This is a genomic window from Caulobacter rhizosphaerae (assembly GCF_010977555.1).
GTDB lineage: Bacteria > Pseudomonadota > Alphaproteobacteria > Caulobacterales > Caulobacteraceae > Caulobacter > Caulobacter rhizosphaerae.
Genome location: NZ_CP048815.1, coordinates 1,553,202 through 1,565,218, shown reverse-complemented (window position 1 = coordinate 1,565,218; position 12,017 = coordinate 1,553,202). Strand labels below are relative to the sequence as shown.

Below are 12,017 nucleotides of genomic sequence, written 5' to 3'. Positions count from 1 at the left end.
CTACGGCCTATCGATTCCCGCCGATCAGATCGCCCAGTTCGCCCAGAATCGACCCCTCGCCGCGATTGCCGCCCTGGCCGCCGGCGGCCGCCAGCATCCGGCCGGCCAGGCGCGAGAACGGCAGGGACTGGATCCACACCTTCCCCGGTCCACGCAGCCGGGCGAAGAACAGCCCTTCGCCGCCGAACAGCACGCTGCGCACGCCGCCGGCCGTGACCAGGTCGAAGTCGACGCCCGGCGTGTAGGCCGCCAGGCAGCCGGTATCGACGTGCAGCTCCTCGCCGGCCCGCAGTTCGCGCTCGACCAGCGTGCCGCCCATCTGGACGAACACCCAGCCGTCGCCGTCCAGGCGCTGCATGATGAAGCCCTCGCCGCCGAACAGGCCGGTCATCATCCGCTTCTGGAAATGGATCCCGATCGACACGCCGCGCGCGGCGGCCAGGAAGCTGTCCTTCTGGCAGATCAAGCTCCCGCCCAGCTGGCCCAGGTTCAGCGGCAGGATCGAACCCGGCGTCGGCGAGGCGAAGGCCACGCGCGCCTTGCCCGAGCCGGTGTGGGTGAAGACGGTGGTGAACAGGCTCTCGCCGGTGACCAGGCGCTTGCCCGCCCCCAGCAGCTTGCCCATGAAGCCGCCGCCGGTATCGCCCGAGCCGTCGCCGAACACCGTGGTCATCTGGATGCTGGCGTCCTTCCAGACGAACGACCCGGCCTCGGCCACGGCGCTCTCGCCGGGATCCAGCTCGATCTCCAGGAACTGCAGCTCCTGGCCCTTGATCTCGAAATCGACGTCATCGGCGACGCTGGCGCTGCGCTGGTGGGACCAGGGGCTGTTGGTCATGGTCGAAGGGACTCCCGTTATGGCGCCCGCAGCCTAGGCGAGCGCCGCGCGGCAAGCCAATTACAGGTTCGTAAGTTCAGGGGCGAATGAGAGACTCCCTACCCCTTCAGCGACCGCAGCGCCCGTTCGTGGGCGTAGGCGGCGATGTCCAGCAGCGCAGTGTCCAGGGCGTTACGCACATCGCCCAGGCTCCGGGTCCCCGCCTCCGCCTGCGCGCAGACATCCCCCAGGACGAAGGCCCCCACGCCCCGCGCCGCGCCCTTGACCGTATGGACCGCGTCCATCCAGCCGGGATGGCTCTTGTCGAGCATCGGCGTCCACAGCGCGGCCTGTTCGCGAAACAGCGCCAGCACCTCGTCGATGACCGTGGAATCGTTCATCGCGAACCCTTCCAGGTAAGCGAAATCCACGGCTCCGCTGATATCTCGTCTGGCCAAAAAATAGTCCCTTGCGTTCCAAGATTCTTTGCGTATGTTCCGCGCCTCGCCGCCGAGGCAAACCATCGCTTCGGGTCGCGCGGGCGCATAGCTCAGTTGGTAGAGCAGCTGACTCTTAATCAGCGGGTCGTAGGTTCGAATCCTACTGCGCCCACCATCTTCCTCCGAAATCCGATCCTCAAGCCCTCCCCTCCGGGGATCCCGACACGCTCGGGCCGGACGGACGATAGCCCAATCCGCCGTCTCTGACGCCCCTGGAAATCGCCGCTCCTCCCGCGGTCGCCGGCGGGGCGATCCAGCGATCCTGCGCCAGGTCGGGCCTGGACGGGCCAACGCGAACGGGAGCCGTAAACCGCGCGGCGCTGAACCCGCGCGCCGGGACGGACGTTCCCTTGACGAAGGGACCGCCCATGCCTCGCCGCCGCCTGTCCACCCGCCTGCCGCCCAACGCCCTGCTGCTGCTCCTGACTCTCGGCGGGCTGACGTTGGGGGCCTGCGCCCATGACCGGGCCGGCCAACCGGGCTACGGCTGGAACTACATGGACAACGCCGGCGAAGGGCCCAAGCTGGCCTATGGCCGGCCGAACAGCGACGACGTCGTGATGATGCTGGCCTGCGCGCCCCACGCCTCGGGCGTCACCCTGACCACGACGGGCGTGGCGGGCGGCGAGATCGCCCTGGCCTCGGGCCGCTCGGTCATCCGGCTGAGGGCCCAGCCGGCGGTGTCGGGCATGGACGGCGGCGTGCTGGAAGCCCGCACCACGGTCGACGCCTCGGCGCTGCGCGCCTTCCGCCGCACCGGCGACCTGGACCTGCTCGTGGCCGACGCCCACCACGACCTCGACGCCGCCTCGGCCGATCAGCGGCAGGTGAAGGCGTTCTTCAAGGCCTGCTCGACCTAGGGCGAAGATGTTGGGCGCACGATTTCGAGTATCGATCCGCCTTAAGCCCGACGCCCCGCCGCGCTGATGTTGTCGATGCCCAGCGCCGACAGCGCCCCGCGCAGGATACCCTCGGCGTCGAGGCCGGCCTGGGCGTACATCAGGTCGGGCTTATCCTGGTCCTGGAAGACGTCGGGCAGCACCAGGGTGCGGATCTTCAGGCCGCGGTCCAGGGCTCCGTGCTCGGCCAGGGCCTGCAGCACGAAGGCGCCGAAGCCGCCCATGGCCCCCTCCTCCACCGTGATGATCGCCTCGTGCTCGCGCGCCAGGCGCAGCAACAGGTCGACATCCAGCGGCTTGGCGAAACGCGCGTCGGCGACCGTGGCCGACAGGCCGCGGGCGGCCAGCAGGTCGGCGGCCTTCAGGCATTCGGTCAGGCGCGTGCCCAGCGAGACGATGGCGACGCTGGTCCCCTCGCGGACGATGCGGCCCTTGCCGATCTCCAGCGGGGCTGCGAGCTCCGGAAGGGTCAGGCCCAGGCCCTCGCCGCGCGGATAGCGGAAGGCGCTGGGACGGTCGTCGATGGCCACGGCGGTCGAGACCATGTGGGCCAGTTCCACCTCGTCGGCGGCGGCCATCAGCACCATGCCGGGCAGAGCCCCCATGAAGCCGATGTCGAAGGTGCCGGCGTGGGTCGGGCCGTCGGCGCCGACCAGGCCGGCGCGGTCCATGGCGAAGCGCACCGGCAGGCGCTGGATGGCCACGTCGTGCACCACTTGGTCGTAGCCGCGCTGCAGGAAGGTGGAATAGATCGCCGCGAACGGCTTCATGCCGTCGGCGGCCAGACCGGCGGCGAAGGTCACCGCATGCTGCTCGGCGATGCCGACGTCGAATGTGCGCTCGGGGAAGGCCTTGCCGAACAGGTCCAGGCCCGTGCCCGAGGGCATGGCGGCGGTGATGGCCACGATCTTGTCGTCGATCGCGGCGTGCTTGATTAGCTCCTGGGCGAACACCTTGGTGTAGCTGGGCGGGCCGGCGGCGGCCTTGTGCTGCTGGCCGGTGACCACGTCGAACTTGACCACCGCGTGCAGCTTGTCGTCGGCCCCCTCGGCCGGGGCGTAGCCCTTGCCCTTCTGGGTGACGACGTGGACCAGCACGGGCTTCTCGTCGAAGTTCTTGGCGTTGGTCAGCACGCTGACCAGGGCATCCATGTCGTGGCCGTCGATTGGGCCGACATAGTGGAAGCCCAGCTCCTCGAAGAAGGTGCCGCCGGTGACCATGCCGCGGGCGTATTCCTCGGCCTTGCGGGCTGCGTCGCGGATCGGGGTCGGCAGCTTTTCGACCACCGTCTTGCCCAGCTTGCGCACCTTGCGATAGGCGCCGCCCGAGACGAGGTTGGCCAGATAGGCGCTCATCCCCCCCACCGGCGGGGCGATCGACATGTCGTTGTCGTTGAGGATGACGATCAAGCGCTTGGTGGTGTCGGTGGCCGCGTTCATGGCCTCGTAGGCCATGCCGGCGCTCATCGAGCCGTCGCCGATCACGGCGATGACGCTGTTGTTCTCGCCTTTCGCGTCGCGCGCGGCGCAGAAGCCCAGCGCCGCCGAGATCGAGGTGGCCGCGTGGGCCGCGCCGAAGGGGTCGTATTCGCTTTCGGCCCGCTTGGTGAAGCCCGACAGCCCGCCGCCCTGGCGCAGGGTGCGGATGCGGTCGCGGCGGCCGGTCAGGATCTTGTGCGGATAGGCCTGGTGGCCGACGTCCCAGATGACGATGTCCCTGGGCGTGTCGAACACGTGGTGCAGGGCGACGGTCAGCTCGACCACGCCCAGGCCGGCGCCCAGGTGTCCGCCGGTCACCGAGACGGCGTCGATGGTCTCGGCCCGCACCTCGCTCGCCAGCTGCTTCAGTTCGGCCACGCTGAGGCCGCGGGTGTCGGCGGGCGAGGCGATGGTGTCGAGGAGAGGGGTCAAGGCAGGCATGTCCGAAGAAAGCGCGGTCAGTTGCGGCGGTCCAGCACGAAATCCACGCTAAGGCGCAGATGTTCGGCCCGTTCGCCGAAAATATCGAGATGTGACCGAGTCTGAGCGGCCAGGAGGTTGACTCGTTCCTTGGCCGCTTCGAGGCCCAGCAGGGTGACGTAGTTGGCCTTGCCCTTGGCGGCGTCCTTGCCGCCGGCCGCCTTGCCCAGCACCGCTTCGTCGCCCTCGGCGTCAAGAATGTCGTCGACGATCTGGTAGGCCAGGCCCAGGTCCTGGGCGAATCCCATCAGGGCCGCCCGCTCCTCGGGCTTGGACCGGGCGATGATCAGCGGGATCTCGAAGGCGAAGGCGATCAGGGCGCCGGTCTTCAGGCGCTGCATGCGGGCCACCGCGCCCAGGTCGTCGCGAACGCCCAACAGGTCGATCATCTGGCCGCCGGCCATGCCCTTGGCGCCCGAGGCGATCGCCAGCTTGCGCACCAGTTCCGAGCGGACATGGCCGTCGTCGTGGGTGTCGGGGTGGGCCATGATCTCGAAGGCGGCGGTCTGCAAGGCGTCGCCGGCCAGGATCGCCGTGGCCTCGTCGTACTGCACGTGGACGGTCGGACGGCCGCGGCGCATGTCGTCGTCGTCCATGGCCGGCAGGTCGTCATGCACCAGGCTGTAGGCGTGGATGCACTCCAGGGCGCAGGCGGCGCGCAGGACCGGCCGCTCCGGAAGGTCGAACATCTTGCCCGTCTCCAGGGCGAAGAACGGCCGCAGGCGCTTGCCGGGCCCAAGGGCGGCGTAGCGCATGGCCTCGGTCAGGCGGCTCTCCGGACCGTCGGCCCGCGGCAGCAGTTCGTCCAGCGCCACGGTGACGATGTCGGCGGCCTGGACGATGCGCTTTTCGAGGTCGATCAAAACAGCTTCCCCCCGTTGGGAACGTCGCGGTCGACGTCGATCAGCACCACGCCGCCCTCGGCGTCCGGAAACCCCAGGCACAGGACCTCGGACTTCACCGGACCGATCTGGCGCGGCGGAAAATTGACCACGGCGGCCACGCGGCGGCCGATCAGTTCGTCCAGGGCGTAGTGCTTGGTCACCTGGGCCGAGGATTTCTTCACCCCGATCTGGGGACCGAAATCGATGGTCAGCTTGTAGGCGGGCTTGCGCGCCTCCGGAAACGGCGTGGCCTCGATCACCGTGCCGATGCGGATATCGACCCGTTCGAAGTCCTCGTAGCCGATCTGGGGCGACGCCTGGCCCATCAGTTGAACTCGGCCGCTTCGGCGGTGACGGCGCCGCCCTGGCCCAGCACGATCTTCTCGACCTTCAGGCGGGCCGCCTCCAGCTTCTTCTCGCAGTGGGCCTTCAGCGCCGCGCCGTCCTCGTAGATCTCGATCGAGCGCTCGAGCTCGGCCTTGCCGGACTCCAGCTCGCCAACGATCTGCTCCAGACGGGCCAGGGCCTGCTCGAAGCTCATGCCTTCAAGATCTTGCGGACTGATCATTTCTACTCCGGGGGCGAATGGGCGCACCCTAGTGGCGGGCCGCGGCGCGGGCAACGCCGTTGGCGGGGCTTTTGGTGAACGGGGCCCGGGGCGCCGAGGTCCCCGGCGCCCGCGCGCGCGGTCAGGGCCGCTCGAAGCGCTTCACGCACCAGTACTGGAATCCCTGGTCCAGCGTCTTCTTCAGGCCGCGCTTCTGAAGCGACAGGCCGATCATGGTGTTGAAGAAGCCGTGGGCCACCAGCAGCACTTCCTGGCCGTTCTTCGACAGGTCGATTAGCAGGTCGGCGGCCTGGTCGGCGCGGATCTCGGCCTGGGCCCGGCTCTCCTGGCCGGCGTGGTGATCGAAGAACCACCACCAGAACCGGGCGAAGAAGCCCCAGTGCTTGGGCGACATCTTGATCCAGCGCGGCCAGGGCGGCGGCGGCAGGGGCGCCTCGATGAACAGCGGATCGGTGGCGAAGGCCTTGCCGTCGGCCACGGCCGTGGCCGTCTCGATCGAGCGGCGGCGCGTCGAGGCGATCATCACCCCGGCCCGCCTGGCCGTGGCCTTCAGGAACTCCGGCGGAGTCTGGCCGGGCAGCAGCCCGCCCTCTTCGTAGCGCGCCCACCATTCGCCGTAGGCCGGGGCGTTGAAGCGGACCTTGCGCGACAGGGCCGGCTCGCCGTGACGGGCCAGGGTGATCGCGCCAGGGCGCTCGGCAGGTCCGGAAGGTCCCGGCGAGGAAAGGTGGTCGGCGGATTCGTCGGCCATAGATCTTGGAGGTCCGGCTGGTCGCCCCCGGCGACCCGATCGAACCTCTCACCCCTCCTGCAACGCCTTGACATGCGCCGCCGCCGAGCGGCCGAGCGCCTCTAGGTCGTAGCCGCCCTCGAGCGAGGAAACAATACGCCCGCCGCAACGTCGGTTGGCGACCGAGGCGATCGCTCGTGTCGCCCAGGCGAAATCCTCGGCCTCCAGGCTCTGGGCGGCCAGCGGATCGCGGACATGGGCGTCGAAGCCGGCCGAGACCAGGATCAGCTCTGGGGCGAACCCGTCGACCCGGTCCATCAGTCCCTCGAAGCCTTTGCGCCAGACCTCGCGAGGGGCGTGCGGGGCGACGATGGCGTTGGCGACGTTGCCGACCCCGGTCTCGGACGGATCGCCGGTGCCCGGATAGAGGGGCGATTGGTGGATCGAGGCGAAGAACACGCTCGGATCATGCTCGAACGCCGCCTGGGTGCCGTTGCCGTGGTGGACGTCGAAGTCGACGATCGCCACGCGCTTGAGGCCGGCCGCCTGGGCGACGCGGGCGGCCACGGCGATGTTGGAGAACAGGCAAAAGCCCATGGCCGTGCTCGGCTCGGCGTGGTGGCCCGGCGGCCGCACCGCGCAGAAGGCCCGTTTCCCCTGCCCGTCCGCCACGGCCCGGGTCGCGGCGACCACCGCCCCGGCGGCGCGGCGGGCCGCCGTCAGGCTGCCGGCCGACAGCACGGTGTCCGGGTCGAGGGCGTGGCGGCCGGCGCGCGGCGCGGCGGCCAGGATGGCGTCGATGAAACCTTGCGGATGCACCAGCGCCAGGTCGGCGAAGTCGACCAGCGGAGCCTCGAATCGCTCCAGGTCCAGACCGGCGTCGTCCTCCAGCGCCTCGATCACCGCCCGCAGACGTTCGGGCCGCTCAGCGTGACCGTCGCCAGGCCGGTGGTCCAGCATGTCCGGATGGGTGTGGAGCGCGACCTCCATGGCTCAGGCCGCTTTCGGGGCGGCCGCCAACCGGGCGATGCGACCCTCGCCCCAGGCGGCCAGGGCGTCGATCACCGCCCCAAGGCTGCGGCCCTCGTCGGACAGGCTGTATTCGACCTTCGGCGGCACCTGGGCGTAGACCCGGCGATCGACCAGGCCGACCTCCTCCAGCTCGCGCAGCTGCTTGGTCAGCATGCGCTGGGTGATCCCCCTCAGCCGCCGGCCCAGTTCGTTGAACCGCAACGTGCCGTCCCGCTTCAGGTGGAACAGGATCACGCCCTTCCACTTGCCGTCGAGCAGGTCGAGGGTGGCTTCGACCGGGCATCCTTCGGCGCAGCTGTAGTCGCGACGCTTGGTCATCACGGTATCCTTTGGTGTACTACCTACAGAATTTCGCCGTACTTGCGCGCTTCGCAGGCTAGTCCGATCTGGGGGTCCAGGCCAAACCTATCAAGCCCTGAGGACCCCCATGAAAGCCGTCGGTTTCAAAGCCCCCTCGCCCATCGACGTCCCCGAGTCGCTGATCGACTTGGACCTGCCTCAGCCCGTCCCGACCGGCCGCGACCTGCTGGTCGCCGTCCGCGCCGTCTCGGTGAATCCCGTCGACACCAAGGTCCGCGCCAGCCGTAAACCGGTCGAGGGCCAGGCCGAGGTGATCGGCTGGGACGCCGCCGGGGTTGTCGAGGCGGTCGGACCGGAGGCGACACTGTTCAAGGTCGGCGACCCGGTGTTCTACGCCGGGGCCATCGACCGCCCGGGTTCCAACGCGCAGTTCCAGCTGGTCGACGAACGTATCGTCGGCAGGAAGCCCGCCAGCCTGTCCTTCGCCGAGGCCGCCGCCTTGCCCCTGACGGCGATCACCGCCTGGGAGCTGCTGTTCGACCGACTGGGCGCCACGACGGACAGCACCGGCGCCCTGCTCGTCGTCGGCGGGGCCGGCGGGGTCGGCTCGATCCTGATCCAGCTGGCCCGTCAGCTGACGGGCCTGACGGTCATCGCCACCGCCTCTCGGCCCGAAACGCGCGACTGGTGCCTGGCGCTGGGCGCCCACCACGTCGTCGATCATGCCGGCGACCTCGTCTCGGCGGTCAAGGCGACCGGCGCCGGCCCGGTCGGCCTGGTGGCCAGCCTGACCAATACGACCGACCACTTCCCGGCCCTGGTCGAGATCCTGGCGCCGCAAGGCCGCCTCGGGGTGATCGACGATCCCAAGAGCCTCGACGCCCTGCCGCTGAAGTGGAAGTCGATCTCGCTGCACTGGGAGATGATGTTCGCCCGCTCGCTATATCAGACTCCAGACATGATCGAGCAGCACCGCCTGCTGGACGCCGTCGCCGACCTGGTCGACGCCGGCCGGCTGAAGACCACGCTGACCCAGGTGCTGACCCCGATCAACGCCGCCAACCTCAAGACGGCCCACGCGGCCGTCGAGAGCGGCAGGACGCGCGGCAAGATCGTGCTCGAAGGCTTCTGACCCGTTGCAAGACGGCGGTCGTGGCGGCTATCGGTGTCGCCATGACCGCGACCTTACGCCGAGCCACGATCGATGACGCCGACACGGTTTCCAGCCTCGGCGCCCGCACCTTCAGCGAAACCTTCGCCCACCTTTACCCGGCGCAGGACCTGGAGACCTTCCTGGCCTATGCCTACGGCCTGGAGCGCACACGCAACGACCTGGCCGACCCCGCCAAGGCCGCCTGGCTGCTCGAGGACGACGGCGAGGCCATCGGCTACGCCCTGGCCGGCCCCTGCGGCCTGCCCCATCCCGACGCCTGGCCTGAACACGGCGAGCTGTATCGGATTTATGTGCTCAAGTCGCACCAGGGCGGCGGTCGCGGCTCCGTGCTGCTGAACGCCGCTTTGGACTGGCTGGAGCAGGACGGCCCGCGCCCGCTGTGGATCGGCGTGTGGTCTGAGAACTTCGGCGCCCAGAAGCTCTATGGCCGCCTGGGGTTCCAAAAGGTCGGCGAGTATCACTTCCCGGTCGGGGAGACGAAGGACCTGGAGTTCATCCTGCGGCGGGGGTGAGATCGAGCGTCCTTCGAGGCTCGGCTTCGCCGCGCATCTCAGGATGAGGATGTCAGCATAGGAGCGCCTCATCCTGAGGCGCCCGCGTAGCGGGCCTCGAAGGACGCAGGGCCGTTGCGCGCCGTCGCATAACCCGCCATCCTTCGAACACTCGTTCGAAAGCCGTCCGCCCATGTTCCTGCGCTTTTTCTCCGAACTCCGCGCCGCCAAGGTCCCCGTGTCCCTGCGCGAATACCTCCTGCTGATGGAGGCGCTGGACAAGGACGTCATCGACCGGCGGATCGAGGACTTTTACTTCCTGTCGCGCGCCAGCCTGGTGAAGGACGAGAAGAACCTCGACAAGTTCGACCGGGTGTTCGGCCATGTGTTCAAGGGGCTGGAGACGGTCGAAGACGGCATCACCGCCGACATCCCGGCCGAGTGGCTGAAAGCGCTGACCGAGAAGTTCCTGACCGACGAGGAAAAGGCGCAGATCGAGGCCATGGGCGGCTTCGAGAAGCTGATGGAGACCCTGCAGGAGCGCCTGAAGGAACAGAAGGAGCGCCACGAGGGCGGCAACAAGTGGATCGGCTCGGGCGGGACCTCGCCCTTCGGCAATAACGGCTACAATCCCGAAGGCGTCCGCATCGGCCAGGACAAGAGCCGCCACGGCCGGGCCGTGAAGGTCTGGGACAAGCGCGAGTACAAGAACCTCGATGACAGCGTCGAGCTGGGCACCCGCAACATCAAGGTGGCGCTGCGCCGCCTGCGCAAGTTCGCCCGCCAGGGGGCGCTCGACGAACTGGACCTGAACGGCACCATCCGCGGCACGGCGGAGAAGGGTTATCTGGACATTCAGATGCGCCCTGAGCGGCGCAACACCATCAAGGTGCTGCTGTTCTTCGACATCGGCGGCTCGATGGACGGCCACATCAAGCTCTGCGAAGAGTTGTTCAGCGCCGCCAGGACCGAGTTCAAGCACCTGGAGTTCTTCTACTTCCACAACTGCCTTTACGAGGCGGTGTGGAAGGACAATCGCCGCCGCCAGGTCGAGAAGATCCCGACCTTCGAGGTGCTCCACAAGTTCCCGCACGACTACAAGGTCATCTTCGTGGGCGACGCGACAATGAGCCCCTACGAGATCACCTATCCGGGCGGCAGCGTCGAGCACTGGAACGAGGAGGCCGGGGCCATCTGGATGAGCCGGGTCACCGACATCTATCAGAGCGCCGTCTGGCTGAACCCCACGCCGGAGCGGCACTGGGACTACACCCAGTCGATCGGGGTGATGAAGCAACTGATGAACGACCGGATGTTCCCCCTGACCCTGGACGGGCTGGACAAGGCGATGCGGGAACTGGTGCGGGGGTGACCCTTCCTGACAATGCCGCGCCAATCCGGCCGGCCGAAAACCTCGTCCTTCGACAAGCTCAGGATGAGGTTTTCTAGACGCTGAGCCTGCGAACGGTCCTCATTATGAGCTTGTCGAAGGACAAGGACCACGCACGACCATGAAAGGCCGATCCGTCTCCTAGTGGGCCGGACGCGGCTCGAACGAGCGCTTTTCCGGCGTCTTCAGGCACTCGGCGTCGGGCTTCTGGCCATGCTGCGGCTTGGGCTCCGGACGCGGCAAGTGGCCGGCGCCGAGGGGAGCCTGGTGTTGGAATGCTTTCATCATCGCCTCATCCTCCCGAAATCTCTTGTCGTTGTTCTCGTTCTTGTCAGGCCGCCGCCTCCAGGGCGTCCAGCAGCCGCACCTCGACCCTGACGCTCAGATGCGCCTCGCCGGGCTCGCCGATGATCGTGCCCGACACCGGCCGCGCTTCGCCAGGCGTGCGCGTGGCGGCGACCCGGATCAGGTCGGGCGATTCCGCCAGGCCGTTGGTCGGGTCGAACTCGGTCCAGCCCAGGTCGGGCAGGAACACCTCGCACCAGGCGTGGGTCGCCCCCGCGCCGCGCACCGTCGCGCCGGGGCTGTGGATGTAGCCGGTGGCGAACACCGCCGCATAGCCCAACCGCCGCAGGGCCTCGACCATCAGCCAGGCGAAATCGCGGCAGGTGCCGCTGCCTTGGGCGATGGTCTCCGCCGGCGTCTGGACGCCGACCTCCTCACGCGGGACATAGTCGAACTGGTCGTGGATCGTGCGGTTCATCCGCAGCAGGAAGTCGACGGCCGGCTCGTCGGGCCGCTCCATCTGGCCGCGCAGCCAGCGCAGCAGCACCCGGTCCTCGTCCTCGGTGGCCGGGACGATGAAGGGGTTGAGCACCGCGCGGTCCTCGCGGGCGTAGACGATCGGCGAGACGGTGTGCGGGTCGTCGACCTGCAGGCTGGTCAGGGGCGCGGGAAAGCGGTCGATCACCAGCCGGCTGGTGATGGTCAGGCTGTCGGCCTGCCCCTGCGGCGTGAACCAGCAGACGCAGTTCCCGGCCGCGTCATAGGTCCAGCGGGTCTCGCCCGGCAGTGAGGTCTGCAGTGAAGCCTCGCTGATGCGGATGGCGTGGCTGTCGCGCGGTCGGATCAGCAGGCGATGCGCCCCGAAGCCGACCGGCCGGGCGTAGCTGTATCGCGTTTCGTGGAGGATGCCGAGCCGCGCCATGGATCCACCATAACCCCATCACGCCTGCTTCGTTCCGTCACAGGCGGGTGATCGGGCTGGACGGAAC

Annotated in this window: 15 protein-coding genes and 1 tRNA gene; 5 read left to right on the top strand and 11 right to left on the bottom strand. The window is 68.6% G+C overall.

Annotated elements, in window-relative coordinates:
- Positions 1 to 7: 7 nt before the first annotated feature.
- Positions 8 to 838, bottom strand: coding sequence for a TIGR00266 family protein (locus G3M57_RS07400; protein ID WP_163229727.1), 831 nt, complete (start codon positions 836 to 838; stop codon positions 8 to 10).
- Between the two features lie 98 nt (positions 839 to 936).
- The gene (locus G3M57_RS07395) at positions 937 to 1,275 is read right to left on the bottom strand and encodes an Hpt domain-containing protein (protein WP_163229725.1); all 339 of its coding nucleotides are present in this window, start codon (positions 1,273 to 1,275) and stop codon (positions 937 to 939) included.
- An 81-nt stretch (positions 1,276 to 1,356) separates the two neighbouring features.
- Between G3M57_RS07395 and G3M57_RS07390 the strand changes: the two genes are divergently transcribed.
- Positions 1,357 to 1,432: transfer RNA gene (locus tag G3M57_RS07390), tRNA-Lys, on the top strand.
- A 253-nt stretch (positions 1,433 to 1,685) separates the two neighbouring features.
- Positions 1,686 to 2,177: a hypothetical protein gene (locus G3M57_RS07385; protein ID WP_163229723.1), complete on the top strand. Its 492-nt coding sequence runs from the start codon at positions 1,686 to 1,688 to the stop codon at positions 2,175 to 2,177.
- 41 nt (positions 2,178 to 2,218) lie between these two features.
- Here the strand turns inward: G3M57_RS07385 and dxs are convergent, their stop codons facing one another.
- From dxs to G3M57_RS07350, 7 genes are all read right to left on the bottom strand, one after another.
- A complete protein-coding gene (dxs, locus tag G3M57_RS07380; protein ID WP_056761784.1) occupies positions 2,219 to 4,135 on the bottom strand; it encodes a 1-deoxy-D-xylulose-5-phosphate synthase in 1,917 nt (638 codons plus the stop codon).
- 17 nt (positions 4,136 to 4,152) lie between these two features.
- Positions 4,153 to 5,037, bottom strand: a complete 885-nt coding sequence (locus G3M57_RS07375; RefSeq protein WP_056761789.1) for a polyprenyl synthetase family protein — start codon at positions 5,035 to 5,037, stop codon at positions 4,153 to 4,155.
- Positions 5,034 to 5,384 carry a tRNA-binding protein gene (locus G3M57_RS07370; protein ID WP_056761793.1) on the bottom strand — a complete coding sequence of 117 codons (351 nt, stop codon included), beginning with the start codon at positions 5,382 to 5,384 and terminating at the stop codon, positions 5,034 to 5,036. Before G3M57_RS07370 ends, G3M57_RS07375 begins: the two co-directional genes overlap by 4 nt.
- Positions 5,384 to 5,626, bottom strand: a complete 243-nt coding sequence (locus G3M57_RS07365) for an exodeoxyribonuclease VII small subunit (RefSeq protein ID WP_056761797.1) — start codon at positions 5,624 to 5,626, stop codon at positions 5,384 to 5,386. Before G3M57_RS07365 ends, G3M57_RS07370 begins: the two co-directional genes overlap by 1 nt.
- Positions 5,627 to 5,747: 121 nt before the next feature.
- A complete protein-coding gene (locus tag G3M57_RS07360; protein WP_056761800.1) occupies positions 5,748 to 6,377 on the bottom strand; it encodes a histidine phosphatase family protein in 630 nt (209 codons plus the stop codon).
- Between the two features lie 48 nt (positions 6,378 to 6,425).
- Positions 6,426 to 7,346 carry a histone deacetylase family protein gene (locus G3M57_RS07355; RefSeq protein ID WP_056761803.1) on the bottom strand — a complete coding sequence of 307 codons (921 nt, stop codon included), beginning with the start codon at positions 7,344 to 7,346 and terminating at the stop codon, positions 6,426 to 6,428.
- Between the two features lie 3 nt (positions 7,347 to 7,349).
- Positions 7,350 to 7,706 carry a winged helix-turn-helix transcriptional regulator gene (locus G3M57_RS07350; protein WP_056761805.1) on the bottom strand — a complete coding sequence of 119 codons (357 nt, stop codon included), beginning with the start codon at positions 7,704 to 7,706 and terminating at the stop codon, positions 7,350 to 7,352.
- A gap of 109 nt (positions 7,707 to 7,815) precedes the next feature.
- Here G3M57_RS07350 and G3M57_RS07345 point away from each other — a divergent pair, with 109 nt between their 5' ends.
- From G3M57_RS07345 to G3M57_RS07335, 3 genes are all read left to right on the top strand, one after another.
- Positions 7,816 to 8,820 carry a zinc-binding alcohol dehydrogenase family protein gene (locus G3M57_RS07345; RefSeq protein ID WP_056761806.1) on the top strand — a complete coding sequence of 335 codons (1,005 nt, stop codon included), beginning with the start codon at positions 7,816 to 7,818 and terminating at the stop codon, positions 8,818 to 8,820.
- 41 nt (positions 8,821 to 8,861) lie between these two features.
- Complete coding sequence (locus G3M57_RS07340; protein ID WP_163229721.1) at positions 8,862 to 9,374, top strand: GNAT family N-acetyltransferase; 513 nt, start codon at positions 8,862 to 8,864, stop codon at positions 9,372 to 9,374.
- Between the two features lie 172 nt (positions 9,375 to 9,546).
- A complete protein-coding gene (locus G3M57_RS07335; protein ID WP_056761810.1) occupies positions 9,547 to 10,725 on the top strand; it encodes a vWA domain-containing protein in 1,179 nt (392 codons plus the stop codon).
- 159 nt (positions 10,726 to 10,884) lie between these two features.
- Here G3M57_RS07335 and G3M57_RS07330 read toward each other — a convergent pair whose 3' ends face one another.
- Both G3M57_RS07330 and G3M57_RS07325 read right to left on the bottom strand, forming a co-directional pair.
- Complete coding sequence (locus G3M57_RS07330) at positions 10,885 to 11,028, bottom strand: hypothetical protein (RefSeq protein ID WP_162251700.1); 144 nt, start codon at positions 11,026 to 11,028, stop codon at positions 10,885 to 10,887.
- A gap of 46 nt (positions 11,029 to 11,074) precedes the next feature.
- Entirely contained in the window at positions 11,075 to 11,950 is an 876-nt protein-coding gene (locus G3M57_RS07325) for a transglutaminase family protein (protein ID WP_163229719.1), read from the bottom strand.
- Positions 11,951 to 12,017: the final 67 nt, after the last annotated feature.